Origin of the sequence: Bradyrhizobium sp. 87 (genome assembly GCF_023073015.1) — a bacterium.
Taxonomy (GTDB): domain Bacteria; phylum Pseudomonadota; class Alphaproteobacteria; order Rhizobiales; family Xanthobacteraceae; genus Bradyrhizobium; species Bradyrhizobium canariense_D.
Map to the genome: position 1 here is coordinate 543,976 of NZ_JADPIQ010000048.1, position 17,892 is coordinate 561,867.

At 64.6% G+C, this 17,892-nt stretch carries 18 protein-coding genes; 9 read left to right on the plus strand and 9 right to left on the minus strand.

Going from position 1 to position 17,892, the window contains the following annotated elements; genetic code table 11:
* The first annotated feature begins 62 nt into the window (after window positions 1-62).
* The 3 genes from IVB50_RS12140 to IVB50_RS12150 all read left to right on the plus strand — a co-directional run bounded on the left by IVB50_RS12140 (window position 63) and on the right by IVB50_RS12150 (window position 3,208).
* Window positions 63-959 (plus strand): TauD/TfdA family dioxygenase, encoded by an 897-nt coding sequence (locus tag IVB50_RS12140; RefSeq protein ID WP_247295916.1) that lies wholly within the window; start codon window positions 63-65, stop codon window positions 957-959.
* Between the two features lie 86 nt (window positions 960-1,045).
* Window positions 1,046-2,383, plus strand: coding sequence for a Rieske 2Fe-2S domain-containing protein (locus IVB50_RS12145; protein WP_018455914.1), 1,338 nt, complete (start codon window positions 1,046-1,048; stop codon window positions 2,381-2,383).
* 3 nt (window positions 2,384-2,386) lie between these two features.
* Window positions 2,387-3,208, plus strand: coding sequence for an N-acetylmuramoyl-L-alanine amidase (locus IVB50_RS12150; RefSeq protein WP_018455915.1), 822 nt, complete (start codon window positions 2,387-2,389; stop codon window positions 3,206-3,208).
* A gap of 26 nt (window positions 3,209-3,234) precedes the next feature.
* Here the strand turns inward: IVB50_RS12150 and IVB50_RS12155 are convergent, their stop codons facing one another.
* From IVB50_RS12155 to IVB50_RS12165, 3 genes are all read right to left on the minus strand, one after another.
* The gene (locus tag IVB50_RS12155; RefSeq protein WP_018455916.1) at window positions 3,235-4,842 is read right to left on the minus strand and encodes a Na+/H+ antiporter; all 1,608 of its coding nucleotides are present in this window, start codon (window positions 4,840-4,842) and stop codon (window positions 3,235-3,237) included.
* A 49-nt stretch (window positions 4,843-4,891) separates the two neighbouring features.
* On the minus strand, window positions 4,892-5,761 hold the full coding sequence (bla, locus tag IVB50_RS12160; protein WP_026233052.1) for a class A beta-lactamase: 870 nt from the start codon (window positions 5,759-5,761) through the stop codon (window positions 4,892-4,894).
* Window positions 5,762-5,952: 191 nt separating this feature from the next.
* Window positions 5,953-6,327 carry a nuclear transport factor 2 family protein gene (locus IVB50_RS12165; RefSeq protein ID WP_007598116.1) on the minus strand — a complete coding sequence of 125 codons (375 nt, stop codon included), beginning with the start codon at window positions 6,325-6,327 and terminating at the stop codon, window positions 5,953-5,955.
* A gap of 91 nt (window positions 6,328-6,418) precedes the next feature.
* Between IVB50_RS12165 and IVB50_RS12170 the strand changes: the two genes are divergently transcribed.
* Both IVB50_RS12170 and IVB50_RS12175 read left to right on the plus strand, forming a co-directional pair.
* Window positions 6,419-6,847 (plus strand): GFA family protein, encoded by a 429-nt coding sequence (locus IVB50_RS12170; RefSeq protein WP_018455918.1) that lies wholly within the window; start codon window positions 6,419-6,421, stop codon window positions 6,845-6,847.
* 178 nt (window positions 6,848-7,025) lie between these two features.
* On the plus strand, window positions 7,026-8,852 hold the full coding sequence (locus IVB50_RS12175; protein WP_247295918.1) for a caspase family protein: 1,827 nt from the start codon (window positions 7,026-7,028) through the stop codon (window positions 8,850-8,852).
* A gap of 16 nt (window positions 8,853-8,868) precedes the next feature.
* Here IVB50_RS12175 and IVB50_RS12180 read toward each other — a convergent pair whose 3' ends face one another.
* Window positions 8,869-9,561 (minus strand): DUF1345 domain-containing protein, encoded by a 693-nt coding sequence (locus tag IVB50_RS12180; RefSeq protein WP_018455920.1) that lies wholly within the window; start codon window positions 9,559-9,561, stop codon window positions 8,869-8,871.
* 7 nt (window positions 9,562-9,568) lie between these two features.
* Window positions 9,569-10,492 (minus strand): polyprenyl synthetase family protein, encoded by a 924-nt coding sequence (locus IVB50_RS12185; protein ID WP_085361935.1) that lies wholly within the window; start codon window positions 10,490-10,492, stop codon window positions 9,569-9,571.
* A gap of 160 nt (window positions 10,493-10,652) precedes the next feature.
* Here IVB50_RS12185 and mtgA point away from each other — a divergent pair, with 160 nt between their 5' ends.
* From mtgA to IVB50_RS12200, 3 genes are all read left to right on the plus strand, one after another.
* A complete protein-coding gene (gene mtgA / locus IVB50_RS12190) occupies window positions 10,653-11,327 on the plus strand; it encodes a monofunctional biosynthetic peptidoglycan transglycosylase (protein WP_018455922.1) in 675 nt (224 codons plus the stop codon).
* Between the two features lie 168 nt (window positions 11,328-11,495).
* On the plus strand, window positions 11,496-11,678 hold the full coding sequence (gene rpmF / locus IVB50_RS12195; RefSeq protein ID WP_007598106.1) for a 50S ribosomal protein L32: 183 nt from the start codon (window positions 11,496-11,498) through the stop codon (window positions 11,676-11,678).
* Window positions 11,679-11,821: 143 nt separating this feature from the next.
* Window positions 11,822-12,463 (plus strand): hypothetical protein, encoded by a 642-nt coding sequence (locus IVB50_RS12200; protein ID WP_026233053.1) that lies wholly within the window; start codon window positions 11,822-11,824, stop codon window positions 12,461-12,463.
* 1 nt (window position 12,464) lies between these two features.
* On the opposite strand, the gene IVB50_RS12205 is transcribed toward IVB50_RS12200, so the two are convergent.
* A complete protein-coding gene (locus IVB50_RS12205) occupies window positions 12,465-12,725 on the minus strand; it encodes a hypothetical protein (protein WP_026233054.1) in 261 nt (86 codons plus the stop codon).
* A gap of 220 nt (window positions 12,726-12,945) precedes the next feature.
* On the opposite strand from IVB50_RS12205, the gene IVB50_RS12210 reads away from it, so the two are divergent.
* Window positions 12,946-14,640 carry a bifunctional diguanylate cyclase/phosphodiesterase gene (locus IVB50_RS12210; protein ID WP_026233055.1) on the plus strand — a complete coding sequence of 565 codons (1,695 nt, stop codon included), beginning with the start codon at window positions 12,946-12,948 and terminating at the stop codon, window positions 14,638-14,640.
* Window positions 14,641-14,656: 16 nt separating this feature from the next.
* Here IVB50_RS12210 and IVB50_RS12215 read toward each other — a convergent pair whose 3' ends face one another.
* From IVB50_RS12215 to IVB50_RS12225, 3 genes are all read right to left on the minus strand, one after another.
* Window positions 14,657-16,165 carry a tripartite tricarboxylate transporter permease gene (locus IVB50_RS12215; protein ID WP_018455927.1) on the minus strand — a complete coding sequence of 503 codons (1,509 nt, stop codon included), beginning with the start codon at window positions 16,163-16,165 and terminating at the stop codon, window positions 14,657-14,659.
* Window positions 16,166-16,169: 4 nt separating this feature from the next.
* Complete coding sequence (locus IVB50_RS12220; protein ID WP_085349786.1) at window positions 16,170-16,655, minus strand: tripartite tricarboxylate transporter TctB family protein; 486 nt, start codon at window positions 16,653-16,655, stop codon at window positions 16,170-16,172.
* 154 nt (window positions 16,656-16,809) lie between these two features.
* Window positions 16,810-17,787 carry a tripartite tricarboxylate transporter substrate binding protein gene (locus tag IVB50_RS12225; protein WP_018455928.1) on the minus strand — a complete coding sequence of 326 codons (978 nt, stop codon included), beginning with the start codon at window positions 17,785-17,787 and terminating at the stop codon, window positions 16,810-16,812.
* Window positions 17,788-17,892 lie beyond the last annotated feature (105 nt).

Below are 17,892 nucleotides of genomic sequence, written 5' to 3' on the forward strand. Positions count from 1 at the left end.
TTCGCTAAGCCGCCCTACATTGCTACGATGCTCCCAAGCAAGAATGCATCGGGAGACACGCCATGAGCTCACTCGCCGGCAAGCAGGGCCCGCGCTATCGCCACGCGACGGACGACGGCGCGCCTTACGAGACCATCGCGGTCGAAAAGCTGACCCCGATCATCGGCGCGGAAATCTCGGGCGTCGACATCGGCAAGCTCGTCTCCGACGATGCGCGCTCCAACCGGCAGATGGACGAGGTCCACCGCGCGCTTGCCGAAAACCTCGTCATCTTCTTCCGCGACCAGCACATCACGCCACAACAGCATCTCGCCTTCGGCCGCAAGTTCGGTGAGCTGCATTTCCATCCCGCCGCGCCGCATGAGGATGAAGACCCGGCCCTGATGAAGATCTATGCGGATGCGAATTCGCCGCGGGCCCATGGCGAGGGCTGGCATTCCGACGTGTCCTGCGATCACGAGCCGCCGATGGGCTCGATCCTCTACATCAAGCAGTGCCCGCCGCGCGGCGGCGACACGCTGTTCGCCAACATGTATGCGGCCTACGAGGCGCTGTCGGACCGGATGAAGGCCTATCTCGACGGGCTGACTGCGTTGCATGACGGCGAGCCGATCTATCGCGGGCTCTACGCCAATTACGGCGTCGCCGACCGCCCGTCCTATCCGAGTGCCGAGCATCCCGTGGTGCGCACGCATCCGGTCACCGGCAAGAAGGCGCTCTACGTCAACCGCGGCTTCACCCGCCACATCAACGGCATCCCGCGCGACGAGAGCGAGGCGATGCTTGCCTATCTCTACCAGCACGCCGAGAATCCGCTGTTCCAGTGCCGCTTTCGCTGGACAGAGAATGCCATCGCCTTCTGGGACAACCGCTGCACCCAGCACCGCGCGATGTGGGATTATTGGCCGCACACGCGCTCCGGCACGCGCGTGACGGTGAAGGGGGAGCGGCCGGTTTAACCGGCCTGCGCGCCGCGTTCCGCGTTGACGTCTTCCCGCGTCCGCGCCAATCTTGCCGGCAACAACGACCGTCGGGAGGATTTTCCATGCTCCGCGCCGAGGACAACAAATTCCTGACCGAGTCGGGCTCTGGTACGGGCATGGGCGAATTGTTGCGCCGGTTCTGGATTCCTGTGCTGCTGTCCGAAGAACTCCCTGAACCCGACGGCGAGCCGAAGAAGATCATCGTTCTCGGCGAGGAGCTGCTCGCCTTCCGCGATACGCGCGGCGTTGTCGGAATCATCGATCAATACTGCCCGCATCGCGGCGCCAATCTCTGGCTCGGGCGCAACGAGGAATGCGGCATCCGCTGTGTCTATCACGGCTGGAAGTTCGACACCGACGGCCGCTGCGTCGACATGCCGACCTCCTATCCCGACCTCAACGCCAAGGATCTCATCCGCATCAAATCCTATCCGGCGCGCGAATGGGGCGAGATGATCTGGGCCTATATGGGTCCCGCGGATGCGATGCCCGAGCTGCCCGATCTCGAAATGGCACTGCTGCCGGCCTCGCACCGCTATGTCAGCAAGAAATGGCAGGACTGCAACTGGGTGCAGGCGCTGGAAGGCTCGATCGACACCGCGCATTTCACCTTCGCCCATCTCTCCTTCGACAAGGAGGAGAACGAGATCCTGGACATCAAGAAGCATTTCGTGAATCCGATCGCGCGGATGTCGAGCGATCACATGCGCTGGATCGCGGAGGATCCGCGCCCTGTGATCAAGATCGCCGCGCACGCAGCGGGCCTCACCATCGCCGGCGGGCGGCTCACCGGCGGCGACAACATCTACTGGCGCATTGCGCAATTTCTGATGCCGTTCCACGCCTATGCCCCGAGCGCGATGCCGGGTGAGAACATCTTTGGGCAGACTTTCGTGCCCGTCACCGACACCAATTGCTGGATCTACACCTATGCCTGGAATCCGGAACGGCCGCTGACGCAAGCCGAGCGCGACGTCTTTGACCGCGGCAACGGCGTGATCGCGGAGGTTGGCGACAATTACGTGCCGCTGCGCCACAAGGGCAACGACTATCTGATCGACCGCAAGATGCAGAAGACCAGGAGCTACACCGGCATCAAGGGCGTCTCCGAACAGGATGCGGCCGTGCAGGACAGCCAGGGCCCGATCGCCGACCGCACCCGCGAGCATCTCGGTCCGACCGATCTCGGTATCATGCATTTCCGGAAAGTCGTGATGGAGCTGGCGCGGGCGCTTCAGCAGGGCGAGCCGCCGCCGCAGGCCGCGCATCAGGATCGCCATGCCGTGCGCTCGGGCGCCTGCGTCACCAGCAAGGCCAAGGACCTTTCCGCGGTGATGCTGGAGCGTTTCGGTGACGTCACAGGCTTTGTCGGCCGGCCGCGAACAGCGGCAGCGGAGTAGTACTTGGGACAGCCGCGCAGCATCATCGCAAGTCTCGTCTCGACGCTGGTCGCGTCGATCTTGCTATGGTCGCTGGCGCCTGCAGACTCTGGTCATGCTGCTATCGCGCGGAAAATCGCGAAACCCAAGCCGCCGCACGCGCCGGTCAAGTGTGAGCTGTCGAAATTCCGGATCCTCGTGGATGTCGGGCACACCCCGGACTCCTACGGCGCGTTGAGCGCGCGCAACGACACGGAGTTCGGCTTCAACTTCCGGCTTGCAAGTCTGATTACGGCGAGGCTCAAGGCCGAAGGCTTTGCCGCGACCCGGTTGCTCGTCACGGACGGCAAGGCGCGGCCGAGCCTGTTCAAGCGCGTCAGCACCGCGAATGACGCCCGGGCCGATCTCTTCCTGTCGATCCATCACGATTCGGTGCCGGACAAGCTGCTCGGGAGCTGGGAGTTCGACGGCGCGAACAGCTATTTCAGCGACCGCTTTTCGGGCCACTCTCTGTTCGTGTCGCAGCGGAATCCGCACTTCGCCGCCAGCCTGATGCTGGCCCGGATGATCGGCAGGCAGCTGAAGCAGCAGGACCTGCACTATGCCAGCCAGTACACCCTGCCGGTGATGGGCCGCTACCGGCGCCAATTGCTCGACAAGGATGTCGGCGTCTACCGCTATGACGGGCTCGTTGTGCTCTCGCAGACCCGCAGCGCCGCAGTGCTGCTCGAAGCGGGCTCCATCATCAACCGCGACGAGGAGATGGCGATGAACTCCCCGGAGCGGCAGGAGATCATTGCGGGCGCCGTGGCGGTGGCGATGAGGGAATTTTGCGAGAGGCGGTAGTTCGCGCCCCTAGCAATGACGGGAATCTATAGCGGCCCTCCCCGGTACTCCCGGTTTGCCAAGCTTGCCTCCTCCAGGTCCAGATCGCGCTCGATCCGCCGCCGCGTCTCGTCGGTGATCTGGCCCTCGCGCAGCAGCTCGTGGATGAACTTGCGCTCGGTGGCGATCAGACGGCGGGTCAGGGCGGTGCCGGCGGCGGAGACGTCGTGGTGGGTGGGATCGAGCGAGTCCGGCAGCTGGTTGACCCGGATCTCGTGGCGGGCGCGCAGGAGCCGCATCACCTCGTCGGACACGTCCTTTTCCTCGGTCAGCGCGTCGAGCGACTTTAGCGCCGCGTCGAGGGCCTGGCGCCGTGCCGCGATCTCGGCCTCGTGCTCGGCGGCATGCTCGTTGCGACCGGCTTCCGCGACACCGAGCCAACGAACCACGGGGGGCAGCGTGAGGCCGACGCCGATCAGTGTGATGAAGATGACGCCGAACGCGACGAACAGGATCAGGTCGCGAAACGGGAAGGCCTCGCCGCCCGGCAGCGTGAACGGCAGCGCCAGTGCTGCCGCCAGCGACACCGCGCCGCGCACGCCGGTGAGCGCAAGCACGAACGGCCATTGCCATGGTGGTGACGGATCGCGCGCACGCAGCGACTTGCTGAGCATTCGTGGCAGATAGGTCGCGGGATAGAGCCAGGCGAAGCGCGCGATCACGACCACCGCCAGCACCACGGCAGTCGCAATCATGATGTCGTCGAGCGGGAACGCCTTCGATTTCTCGTAGAGTGCGCGCATCTGGAATCCGGTGAGCAGGAACAGCAAGCCCTCGATCAGATAGATCACGAGGTCCCAGAAGAAGATGCCTTGCAGGCGCGTCGATGCCGAGATCAGCAGCGGGCCATTCCAGCTCACATAGAGGCCACAGGCGACGGTGGCGATCACGCCGGAGCCGCCGAGATGCTCGGGCAGCCAGTAGGACACGTAGGGCGTGATCAGCGACAGTGTCAGCTCGACCTGCGGGTCTCCCGACCATTTGCGGAACCGCAGGGAGAGCCAACCGACGCCGATGCCGAAGGCGATCTCGCCGGCGACGATGAGCAAGAACTCGCCGCCTGCCAGAGGCAGCGAGAATTGCCCGACCATGATTGCGGCGAGCGCGAAGCGGTAGAGGATCAGAGCGGTGGCATCATTCGCGAGCCCTTCGCCTTCGAGGATGACCATCAGCCTGCGCGGCAGATGCAGCCGGCGCGCGATCGCGAGCGGCGCCACCACGTCGGGCGGCGCGACGATGGCGCCGAGCAGGAAGCCGATCGTCCAGGGCAGGCCGATGAAATAATGCGTGGCGGTTGCGACCAACGCCGCGGTGAAGATCACCGCACCGACCGCCAGCAGCACGATCGGGCGAAGATTCTTTTTGAACTCGCGCCAGCTCATCGCGACGCTCGCCGAGTAGATCAGCGGCGGCAGCACCATCAGCAGCACCAGTTCCGGCGGCAGTTCGACCGCTGGCATGCCCGGCACGAAGGCAAGGCCGACACCTGAGAGCATCAGCAGAATGGCGGGCGCGATGTTGAAGCGGCGCGCGACAAGCGCGGTGCCCGCCAGCACGGCGAGCAGGATGAGAAAGGTCTGAAATTTCGCTTCCATGATGGTCTGTCTTCACCCGGAAGCGGTCGCAACGTCAATGCGTGCGGCTTTACGCCAGCCGTTCGGCCACCATGCGGCCGATGCGTGCGAACACGGTTTCGATCTGCGCCGCGCTCGGCGTGCCGCCCTGGGTATAGGCCGCGATCAGGATCGGTGCATCGGGCTTCGTATCGGGCTTGGGCCAGGCCACCGCGATGTCGCCGGATGCGTCCTTGCCGTTGTTGCCGGTCTTGTCGCCGATCTTCCAGCTTGCGGGGAGCCCGCCACGCAGCCGGTTCGCACCGGTCTTGCAGCCCACTAGCCACTCCGTGAGCTGCGCGCGCGAGGTGGCCGACAGCGCCTCGCCCGTGAGCAGCCGGCGCAGATTGCCTGCCATCGCCGCCGGCGTCGTGGTGTCGCGGGGATCGCCGGGCGGTGAGCGGTTGAGCTCGGGCTCGTTGTGGTCGAGCCGCGAGGCGGTGTCGCCGAGCGACCGCCAGAACGCGGTGAGTGCGGCGGGACCGCCGATCCGCGCCAGCAATAAATTGGCGCAGGTGTTGTCGCTGAGCTCGACGATCGCCTTGCACATCTCGGTGACCGACATTGCGCCGGCGGCAATGTTCTGCTTGGCGACCGGTGCGTACTCCAGCAGGTCGGCCTTGCCGTACGGGATCATGGCCGCAAGCTGATCCTCGCCACGATCGACCCGCGCCAGGACGCATGCCGCCAGCGAAGCCTTGAATGTCGAGCACATGACGAACCGTTCGTCGGCGCGCCAGGCGAGCCTTGCGCCGGTCGCGAGGTTCTCGGCATAGACCCCGATCCGGCCGCCACTCTCGCGCTCATAGGTTTCGAGCTCAGGCTGCGCGTCTGCGGCGAGCGCGGGGGAGGCGGCGATCCAGTACAGCGAGGCGAGCAGCGAACGGCGGTCGAGAAGCATGGTGGACCTTTTGAGCGAGACGGGGGCGGAGGAGAGATGCGGCATGCACTCCATCCGCATCGTCATTGCGAGCGCAGCGAAGCAATCCGGTCTTCCTCCGCGGAAAGACTCTGGCTAGCTTCGCTGCGCTCGCAATGACGGAGGATGTGGGAGGAGTGTGCCCGATTTCGGGCAGCGGAAGATTAGGCCCCTCACTCTCGCAGATCATACCGGTAAGACTTCGATACGATCTGCCAGCCATCGGCGAGCTTCATAGCCACCAGATAGTCCGTGAAAAAACGCGGCGGCAGTTGGCATCGGACCTTGATGAAGGCGGTCTTGTCGTCCGAACGGTCAATCGTGACGATGAAATCCTCGCGCGGCTTGCCTTCGGCCTTGCCGGAGGGGCGCTTGCGCACGCGGTCGAGCCAGTCCGGCACGGTCAGCACCTGCAGCTCGCCCTTCTCGACCCAGCGCAAATCGGCGGAGGGATGGAAGATGGCGCCGAGCTTTTCGGCATCACCCTCGTAAAGTCCGTCGAAGTAAGATTGCACGACGGCTTCGACGCTCGAACGGTTCTGGCTCATGGGTCATCCCTTTGAATGATGGCTCAGGGCGAACTTAGTCGTACACGTCAAAATGCGCTATGGTGTCCGTACCATTTGCTGGGACGCTGTGATGACCGGATCAGAGAATTCGAACGCTCCCTTCCTGATCGGCGAATGCTGCTGCCGCGCCGTGCGCTACGAGGTAGCGGACGCGTTCTCCTATGCGATGAACTGCCATTGCTCGAATTGCCGCCGCACCACCGGCGCTGCCTTCAAGCCGTTCGCCGGCATCGAGCAGGGCAAGCTCCGCATCGTCAGAGGCGAGAACCAGCTCACCATCTACGGTGACGAAACCACCCACGACGCCCACTGCGCCCGCTGCGGCTCGTTGCTTTATTCCCGGGTGCGCGACGGAAAATGGGTCCACGTCGCCATGGGAACCCTGGTCGATGCCCCCTCGATCCGACCGAGCGCCCACATTTTCGTGGGGTCGAAGGCGCCCTGGCACGAGATTACGGATAATCTGCCGCAATATCGGGGCCACATCGGGGATGTCTGAGGGAACCTGCTGCGCACCTGTTTGGCGGCGAACCGCGGCCGGACTGGCGCGACGAACAAGGGGACCTTTCGGCTTGCCGCCGGCGCCATCTTCGTGACCTCCGTTACAAGCGTCCGCGACGGACCCTGCTAAAGCCGTCCCAAAGGGCGCGAATCGCCCCGAAATCGGAAGTCGTGTCATGCGCAAATTGCTCAGACTTTGCCCAGTCCTCCTCGCCGTCGCGCTGCTATTCGGCGCCGGGCCTGCTTTCGCCGGAAAGCGCGTCGCGCTCGTGATCGCCAACTCCGCCTATCAGCATGCGCCGTCGCTGACGAACCCCGTCAATGACGGTTCGGTGATGGCCCGGACGCTGAAGGAGGCCGGGTTCGACATCGTCGATTCCCGGCACGACCTGACGGCGCAGGAAACCCGGCGTGTGCTGCGCGAATTCGCCGACCGGACCCGCGATGCCGATATCGCCGTGGTCTATTATGCCGGCCACGGCCTCGAGGTCGAAGGCTCGAACTATCTGATCCCTGTCGACGCCAAGCTGGAGCGTGACACCGACGTCTTTGACGAGGCGCTCTCCCTCGACCGCGTCCTGGTCGCGGTCGAACCGGCTAAGCAGCTTCGCCTGGTGATCCTGGATGCCTGCCGTGACAATCCGTTCGGCAAGACCATGAAGCGCACGATCGCCTCGCGCGGCGTCGGCCGCGGCCTCGCCCAGGTCGAGCCGACCAGCTCGAACACGCTGATCGCCTATTCGGCCAAGGCCGGTTTCACGGCGCAGGATGGCGACGGTGCGAACAGCCCCTTTACGGTGGCGCTGTCGAAGCATCTGACGAGGCCCGGCCTAGACGTCCGCCGTGCCTTCGGCTTCGTGCGCGACGACGTGCTCAAGTCGACAGGTAATAAGCAGGAGCCGTTCGTCTATGGCTCGCTCGGCGGCGAGGACGTGCCGCTGGTGCCGGTCAAGGTGACCGCTGCGGCTGCCGCTGCGCCCAACCCTCAGGCCGACATCCGCCGCGATTACGAGCTCGCGCTCCAGGTCGGCAACCGGCCGGCGTGGGAGGCCTTTCTCGCCCAGCATCCCGACGGCTTCTATGCGAGCCTTGCCAAGCTGCAACTCGAGAAAATCGGCGCCGAGCAGGCTCATGCGGCGGCCACCGAGAAGGCGAAACAGGCCGAGGCCGAGCGCGATCGTCTTGCCGCACTTGGCGCGCAGAAGGATACGCAGGCCAAGGCAGCCGCCGATGCGGAGGCCGCCGAGCAGATACAGCTTGCGGCGCAAAAGGCCAAGGAGCAGGCGCAGCAGCAGGCGGCCGCTGCCGAGCAGCAGCGCGTCAATCTCGCCGCCGCGGCGCCGAGTGCAGCGCCCGCCAGCACGGCGGGCCCTGCCGGCACCAACGTCGCCTCGCTGACGCCGGCCATCGCGCCGGCCGATCTCAGCCGCTCGGTACAGACCGAGCTCGGCCGCGTCGGCTGCTTCTCCGGCGCCGCCGACGGCAACTGGACGACATCCGCGCAGCGGTCGTTATCGCAGTTCAACCGTTATGCCGGCACCAAGCTCGACGTGAAGGTGGCGAGCACCGATGCACTCGACACGGTCAAGTCGAAACAGTCGCGCGTCTGTCCGCTGGTTTGCGAGCACGGCTTCAAGACCGACGGCGACAAATGCACCAAGATCGTCTGCCGTGATGGCTATGCGCTCAACGACGACAACGAGTGCGAGAAGCAGCGTGCCGCCAAGCCTGCGACCGCCAAGCCTGCGACCGCCAAGCGGGACGACGGCGACGAGCGTCCCGCACGGCAGCGTCGTCAGGCCGGCGGTGAGGCTGCCGGAGCGGCCGGCGGCTTTGGTGGCGCTGCGGGCATCGCTGCTGCCGCTGGCGCCAGCCGCCGCTCGAGTGGCGGACAGCTATTCTGCAACAACAGTGGCTGTCGTGCGGTCAACCGCGGCTGCCATCTCGAATATCGCGGCGGCGGCGGCCCGGGCAACGATGGCAATGCCGAGGTCTGTAACTAGGATTGCGGAAATGAGTTCAGGTCGAGATCGCGCTCGCCGCGATGTTGACCGTCAGCGCCAGCAAGGCCGTGTTGTAGATGAATGAGACGATGCCGTGCGCGGTGGCGGTGCGGCGGATGGTCTTGTCGGAGATGCCGACATCGGAGACCTGCGCGGTCATGCCGATCACGAAAGAGAAATAGACGAAGTCCCAGTAATCTGCGTGGTCTTCCTTGTCGCCGCTGGGAAACTGAAGGCCGCCCGGCGTGGCGTGCCGGTAATAATCATGCGCGTAATGCAGAGCGAAGATTGTGTGCACGGCGGCCCATGACAATACGATGGTGGTGATTGCGATGCTCAGCTCCAGGCCGCCGCGATGCGGCGTTCCAAGCTCGGAGACGATCGCGGCGATGCTGGCGAAGGCGCCGATCGCCGTCACCAGCAGGATCACGAAGCGACCGTCGTCCTGCATCGCTGCGGCGCGGCGGATGTGCTGGTGGTCGTTGCACAGCATCATCGCGTAGACCAGCACCAGATAAACGGCGATCAACGCATCCCAGCCGAACACAAGCCGCGTGACCAGCCGGTGCGAACCCGGGATGAGCAGGCAGACGAGAATACCAACGGCAAGCGACATGAACGTCCGCGGACGCGCATAAATCAGCCGCATCGGCCGCGACATCTTGCGAAAGCGGGCGAGGGCGGGGTCTTCCTTGCTGCCGCCCGCCATCGCGCTATCAGCTCTTCCGTTCGGCCACGAACCGCGCAGCCGCTTGCAGCACGGCGGCCCGTTCGCCGAAGATCGACACGGCGCTGTCGGCGCGCGCGAGCAGATCGCGCACGCGCTGCTTGGCGCCTTCGATGCCGAGCTGGGTGACGAAGGTGGTCTTGCCGAGCGCTGCATCAGCGCCGGCAGGCTTGCCGAGCGCGGCGGCATCGCCTTCGACGTCGAGCAGGTCGTCGGCGATCTGGAAGGCTTCGCCGAGCGCGCGGCCGTAATCGTCGAGCGCCTGATATTCCTTTTGCGAGGCCTGGCCGAGGATCGCGCCGGCGATGCAGCCGTAGCGCAGCAGCGCGCCGGTCTTCATCTGCTGAATGCGGGCGACGTCGATCGGCTCGTTGCCGCCAAAGCGGCCTTCGCCGGCGAGGTCGAGGATCTGGCCGCCGACCATGCCGCCGATGCCGGCGCAGCGCGCGAGTGCGCGGGTCAGCAAAAGCCTCACATTGGCGTCGCGATGAATCTCGTCGCGGGTGATGATGTCGAAGGCGAGTGTCAGGAGGCCGTCGCCGGCGAGGATCGCGGTCGCGTCGTCGGTCTTCTTGTGCAGGGTCGGGCGGCCGCGGCGCAGGTCCGAATTGTCCATCGCCGGCAGATCGTCATGGATCAGCGAATAGCAGTGGATGCATTCGAGCGCCGCACCGACGAGCAGCGCGGCTTCGCGGGACACGCCGAACACGGCCGCGCTCTCGACCACCAGGAAGGGCCGGAGGCGCTTGCCGCCGTTGAGGCTCGAATAGCGCATTGCGTCCATCAGTCGCTTGGGCCGGGCGATCTCATCGGGCAGGATGTCGTCCGACAGCAGGCGCCCGAGCAGGGCCTCGGTGTCATCAGCGGTCTTGTCCAGACGTTTGGCGAAATCGGACGGGGACGTGCCGGTCATCAAGAAGGGCTCCAGAACTAAAATTCGGCGGGACAATCCTTTATGCGCCCGCCTCAGTCAATCGTTTGGAAGGCCTAAAAAGTGCTGGAAAAGGCCCGAATTATCACAGACTTAATGCCGGGCCCGTGGCCGCGTTTCGTTCTGCGCCGGAAAGGTTGATTTGCGCGTCGTCAAAACCCTTCTCCTGGTGCTCGCGGTCGCGGCTCTCGCGCCCTATGTCGTCGCGCCGTTCTACCGTGCCGGCCATCCCGTTTCGACGCTGATGATCTGGCGCTCGCTGCGGGGTGCGCCGATGCAGCGGGAATGGATCGATCTGGCGGCGATGTCGCCCTCGCTGCCACGCTCGGTGGTGGCGGCCGAGGACGCCCATTTTTGCAAGCATCACGGCATCGACTGGGGTGCGCTGCGTGAGGCGATCGACGATGCGAAGGAGGACGGCACCCCGTTCCGGGGCGCTTCCACCATCACCCAGCAGGTGGCGAAAAACCTGTTCCTCTGGCAGGGGCGGGACTTCGTCCGGAAGGCGCTGGAATTCCCGTTGGCGCTGTGGATCGATCTCGTCCTGCCCAAGGCACGGATCCTGGAGATTTACCTCAACATCGCCGAGCTCGGCCCGCAGAGCCAGTTTGGGGCCGAGGCCGCCAGCGCCTATGCCTTCGGCAAGTCGGCGGCGAACCTCTCCCCCCGGGAGGCCGCGCTTCTAGCCTCTATCCTGCCGAATCCGGTCAAACGCAGCGCCAGGACGCCGGGACCGGGTGTCCGGCGGCTGGCCGGGACCTATGTGGCGCGAGCGCAGGCGAGTTCACTTTCGACCTGCTGGCGGGAGAATCGCTGATTTCCGGTCCTTTTCGGGCGCATTTTCCGGCCCAGAGCCCTAGATTTAAGGCAGGCCTTCCTCTATAAGCCCGGCCTTGACCGGCATTCAGCTCGCCTCGGTTTGCGGGTGCTGAGCCGTCCCCTCGCGGACGATGCCCCAAAACACCAATCCCTAGAGGATATTGAAATGGCCGTTCCGAGAAGAAAAACCTCGCCGTCCCGTCGTGGCATGCGCCGCTCGGCAGACGCCATCAAGAAGCCGACCTATGTGGAAGACAAGGATTCCGGCGAACTGCGTCGTCCGCACCATCTCGACCTCAAGACCGGCATGTACAAGGGCCGTCAGGTCCTGAAGAAGAAAGAGTCCTGAGTTCGGGACCTTTCTGTGGGCAGGACGATCGGGCCTGCCTGATTTCGCCCCACCCATGAGATATGACAGTGACGGCGGCGGAGCGAATGCATCGCCGCCGCATTGTCCTGTCTGGATATCTTGATCGAGAAGGCATTTCGCCGATGGTCGGTTTCCCGCTGCTCCTGATCCCGCTCGCGGTCTACAACATCATCGCATTCCTGATGCCGAGCGTGTCCTTTGCGGACGTGCTGTTCAAAGTGCCGATGATCACGGGCGAGGCCTGGCCGGTCACGCTCGCCGACGTGATGCTCGCGCTAGGTATCGTGCTGCTGCTGCTCGAAGTGGTCAAGGGCGCGCGGCCCGGCTCGAAATTCCTGATGGATCATCTGCTGTCGCTGATCGTGTTCGGCGCGGCTGCGGCCGAATTCGTGATGTGGCCGAAATTCGGCAACTCCACCTATTTCCTTCTGGTGCTGCTCGCGATGGCCGATTTCCTCGGCGGCATCGCCCAGCGCACCCGCCGCCGCGTCGCTTATGTCGCCGAAACGACGGTGCCGGCGCCCCGCAAGACCAAGCGCCAGGCCGAGACGCCGGCGGATGAGTTCGAGCCCAAGTTCGAGCCAGTGTCCGCTCCGCGACCAGCTCCGGCGGAGCCGCCCGCGCCCACGGCACAATCGGTCGCCGAATCCGTGCTGATGGATCACCCGGCGCCGAAGCCTGTGAGTGCGCCCTCGCCGGAAATTCCCTCGCCTCATTTGCAGCCGGGCAACGGCACCCAGCCGTCTCCCGACGCGCCGCGCTGATTCAAGCCACCTGCCGCGTGCGCGCGCTAACGCTCGGAAGCGGGCGCTTGCTGCCATAGGCGACCTGCGCATCCTCGGAAGAAGCGCGGCGGAGCCGGCTCGCCTGGGGCAGATGCTCGGCATTGGCGATGAGCTGGGCGACGAAGCTGGGATCGGGGCGTGGCAGCGGGGCCTTGTGGACCCACTGCAAAACTGGCATCAGCGGCACCAGGGCCGAGCCTGTGCCGTTGTCCGCCACGTCCAGTTGACCAGTACTCAACATCGCAATCACCGTTGACCGGCCTAGATTGTCGCGTTTCGAGACGCTGGCGCCGGTGCGTGTCATGTACTCGCAAGGCCTATGCCGGGTGAGCCGCTTCGGTTCCTGCGAGCGAGGAAACGTGGTTTCCAAATTGTTTATCAACTTTGCCTAGGGTCAATGGCGAATCTGGCTTTATCCTGTGCCGGCTCAGGACTCCCCGCTGTCCCGAAACGAGGCGATTTTGACCCCCGCATTGCCGCAAGCCTCCGACATCCTGGCTGCCCTCGGCCAGGCCGTGTTCGCCTGGGACATCGCCAGCGATGCCATCGTCTGGGGTGAGCAGGTCAGCGCCATCTTTCCCGGAATTCCCGCCGAACGGCTGGCCACCGGCGCCGAATTCGCCAGGCTGATCGAGCCCGCGCAATCAATGCGGACCGCCGCGCTGGCGCAGACCTCAGCCGTGCATGGCGCCGACGGCACGCCCTACCGGGTCGAGTACGGCGTGCGCATGAGCGCCGCCGATCCCATGGTCTGGATCGAGGAGACCGGCCGCTGGTTCGCCGGCCCCGACGGTCGCCCGGTGCGTGCGATCGGCTCCGTCCGCATCAACAATGAACGCCATGCCCGCGACGAGGAACTGACGAAGCTGGCCCGGCTCGATCCGCTGACCGGCGAGCTCAATCGCTCGCATCTGATCGCCGCGCTGGCCGAGGCCATCGAGGAGACGACCCGTTTCCGCTCGACCGCGGCCTTCATGCTGGTCGGCATCGATCATCTCGCGCGTGTCAACGAGGCCTTCGGCTTCGACGTTGCCGACGCCGTGATCCTCGACGTCGCCACGCGCATTCGCGCGCGCTTGCGCGGCGGCGACGTGCTCGGCCGCTTCTCCGGCAACAAGTTCGGCCTGATCCTGAAGAACTGCACCGTCGATGACATGAACGTGGCTGCCGAACGTTTCCTCGCCGGCATTCGCGACGAGGTGGTGCCGACCAAATCCGGACCGGTGTCGGTCACCGCCTCGATCGGCGCGGTCAGCGTGCCGCGCTATGCCCGCAACGCCGATGAAGCCGTCAATCGCGCCCACGAGACCCTGGACACCGCGAAACAACGCCGCGTCGGCTCGTTCGCAGCCTGGCGCCCGGATGCCGCGCGCGACGCCCAGCGCCGCGTCAACATCCGCGTCACCGACGAGATCGTCACCGCACTGAATGAGCGCCGCATCAAGCTTGCCTATGAGCCGGTAGTTGCCGCCCTTTCGCGCGACTGCGCCTTTCACGAATGCCTGGTGCGGATGGACCAGGGCGACGGCCAGGTGCTGCTCGCGCCCGACATCGTGCCGGTTGCGGAACGCCTCGGCCTGATCCGCCTGGTCGATCACCGGGTGCTCGAGCTCGTGGTCGCCGAGCTCGCGGCCGCGCCGGACATCTGCCTCAGCCTCAACATCTCGCCCGACACCACCATGGATCCGGATTGGTGGGCGGGAATCGAATCGCTGATGCGTGCCCATCCCGGCGTTGCCGAGCGGCTGATCGTCGAGATCACCGAAACCGTCGCGATCCAGGACATCGACGATGTGCGCGGCTTCGTCACCCGGCTGAAGAATTTCGGCAGCCGCATCGCCATCGACGATTTCGGCGCCGGCTACACCTCGTTCCGCAATCTGCGCAAGCTGGGCGTGGACATCGTGAAGATCGACGGTGCCTTCGTGCAGAACATCACCCGTTCCGCCGACGACCGCGCCTTCGTGCAGACCCTGATCGACCTCGCCCGCCGCCTCGACATCAAGACGGTGGCCGAATGGGTGCAGGACGAAGAAGCTGCGAACATGCTGCGCGACTGGGGCTGCGACTACATCCAGGGCCGCCTGATCGGGCTCGCCTCAGCCGACCGCCCCTGGGGCGCGCCGCCGGATAACGTGCTGCCCGCGGCAGGCTGAGACACCTGCCAATCCCTCACGCGCCCTCATCCAGCGCCACGAGCTCGCGCTTCTTACGCAGCGCGGGTAATAGCGGCGCCATCAGCAGCACCAGCGCGAGCGCAAGACACGCTGCCGAGATCGGCCGCTGCACGAAGGTCCAGAGGTCGCCCTGCGACAGGATCAGCGACTTGCGCAGATTGTTCTCCATCATCGGTCCCAGCACGAACGCCAGCACCAGCGGCGCGGGCTCGAAGCCGAGCTTGCGCATGAAATAGCCGATGATCCCGAACGCGATCATCACGTAGACGTCGAACACATTGTTGCTCGAGCAGTAAACGCCCAGGATCGTGAACAGGATAATCAGCGGGAACAGGATGTTGTAGGGCAACTTGAGCAGCTGCACCCACATGCCGATCAGCGGCAGATTGAGGATCAGCAGCATGACGTTGCCGATATACATGCTGGCGACGATGCCCCAGAACAGGCCGGGGTTTTGCGTGATCAGTAGCGGCCCCGGTTGCAGGCCGTGGATGACGAAGGCGCCGAGCAGCAGTGCCATCACCACATTCGGCGGGATGCCCAAGGTCATCAGCGGAATGAACGCGCCGCCGGCCGCCGCGTTGTTGGCGGATTCGGGACCCGCTACGCCCTCGATTGCGCCATGGCCGAAGCGCTCCGGCGTCTTCGACAGCCGCTTCTCCAGCGCATAGGACGCGAACGAGGCCACCACCGCGCCGCCGCCCGGGAGAATGCCGAGCAGCAAGCCAAGTAACGTGCCGCGCGCCACCGGGCCGGCGCTCGCCTGCCAATCGGCCTTGTTGGGCAGCAGCTGCGTGATTTTGGCGTTGATGATGTCGCGTTTGATCACCTGCTCGGTATTGAGCAGCACCTCGGCGACGCCGAACAGGCCCATCACGACGGGGACCAGTCCTATGCCGTCGATCAGCTCCATGCGGCCGAATGTCAGCCGCGGCTGCGCGGTGATGCTGTCGAGCCCGATCAGTCCGAGCACGACGCCGATACATGCCATCAGAAGCGCTTTCGGCATCGATCCCTGCGTGAGGAAGGTGAGCACGACGAGGCCGAGCACCATCAGGCTGAAATATTCGGCAGGGCCGAACGCGATGGCGATGTTGGCGAGCCGAGGCGCCACCAGCATCAGTGCAACGAGTGAAAATGTGCCGGCGATGAACGAGCCGAAGGCTGAGATGCCCAGCGCGGGGCCGGCACGACCCTGCTTCGCCATCTGGTGGCCGTCAATACAGGTCACGACGGAAGCCGCCTCGCCGGGAATGTTGACCAGGATTGAGGTCGTCGAGCCGCCATACATCGAGCCGTAATAGATTCCCGCCATCATGATGATGCCGGATTCCGGCGTTCCTGACAGTGTCACCGGAAGCAACAGAGACATCGCCGAGATCGGCCCGATGCCCGGCAGCACGCCGACCAGCGTGCCGATGAAGACGCCGATGAAGCAGTAGAGCAGGTTGATCGGCAGGAGAGCGACGCCAAACCCATGCGCGACGTTGAGAAGCGTATCCATGCGATCAGCCGATCCCGAATAGGCCGGAGGGTAACTGGATCAGCAGCAGTCGCTTGAGCATCCACCACATGCCGAGCGGTGCCAGAGCGGCGATCGGCATCGCCAATGTCCACCGCAAGGGATCGATCAAGCGCAACAAAAGCAGCATGAGCGGGATCGATGACAGCAGGAATCCCAGCGGCTCAAGGGCAAAGGAAAACGCGGTAAGGCAGACGATGACGAGTAACGGCTTGCTCCAGCTCACGTTCTGCCAGCGCGAAGCCAGCGTTGGTCCGCCCTCGGTGATGGCCGAGATGATAATGCTGGCCGCGAACACGCACATCAGGATGCCCGTGTAGAAAAGCACGTAGCCGGAGCCAGGGTCGTTGATGGTGCCGAGCTTGAGCTTTAAGCCTTGCCAGATCACGAAGCCGCCGAGTGCGAGCCCGATCAACCCACCCCAGAGTTCGGAGTTGTTGAGGCGGAGTTTGACGGTGGTTTGGTCGTTCATCAATACCTCTCGGCCGTGCCGGGACGCTATGCGGCGCGAAGCGGTGCGCTGCAGATCCGGGATCGATAGATGCGTGGCAAAGGTAGATCCCGGCTCTGTGGTGCAGCGCTGGAGAAGCGCTGCACCACGCCCGGAACACGAAAGTGGCTCAATACTACTTCTTCGCAAGCCCGAGCGTATCGATCACCTTGCGCTCCGATTCCGTAACCTCGACGACGAACTTCTTGTAGTCCTCGGTATTCTTGTAGCTCGGCACCATGTCGTATTTGGCGAGCGTGGCAATCACTGCGGGATCCTCGACTGCCTTCTTGAAGGCGTCGTGCAGCTTGGCGACGATCTTGGGATCCATGCCCTTGGGGCCGGCGATGCCGAACGGGGAATCATAGACCATGGGATAGCCGAGTTCCTTCAGCGTCGGCACGTCAGGATAGTTCGGTGATCGCGCGCCGGTCCACACCATGAGAAGCTTCAGCTTTCCGGCGTCGACCAAGGGTCGCCAACCTGTGGAGTCGGCCTGCAGCATGGTGTGCTGGCCGAGTACCGCGGCGTTGGTCTCTGCCCCGCCCTTGAACGGCACCTGCGTGAGCTTGATGCCGGACATCGCGGCGATCTGCTCCATGCCGATATGAAGCGAGGTGCCGGTGCCGGGCGTCGCGTAGGTCACCTTGCCCGGATTTGCCTTCGCGAACTCGACCACGTCTTTCCAGGACTTGAATTGCGACTCCGCGCTGGTGGTTACGCCAAAGGTGTAGCCGGTGAGATGTATGATGTAGGTAAAATCCTTTGCCGGATCCCACGAGACCTCCTGCATCAGGGGCAGGCGGAAGACGGTGATCGGAAGCTGTGAGATGGTGTAGCCGTCCGGCTTCGCAGCCGCGGCCATGGTGGCTGGTCCAACCGTGCCGCCGCCACCGGCTTTGTTGTCGATCACGATGGGCTGCCCCAGGACCTTGGACGCGCTGTCGGCGATCGCGCGCATCGAGATGTCGGTCGATCCGCCGGCCGGCCATGGAACGATCAGCGTTACCGGTTTGATGGGATAATCCTGTGCACCCGCGGCGGTTGCGAGCAGCGCGCTCACGACGGCATGCATGGCGGCAATGGCAAAGGTCTTCAGCCCGTATCGAGACATCGAAACTCCTCCCTCGCGGTGGCCTCGTTCGGGCCGCCGTTTCTCATTGTTATGACGGGATTGTCCCCGAAATCATGGGAGAAGAAAAGCGCATTGCGCGGGCGC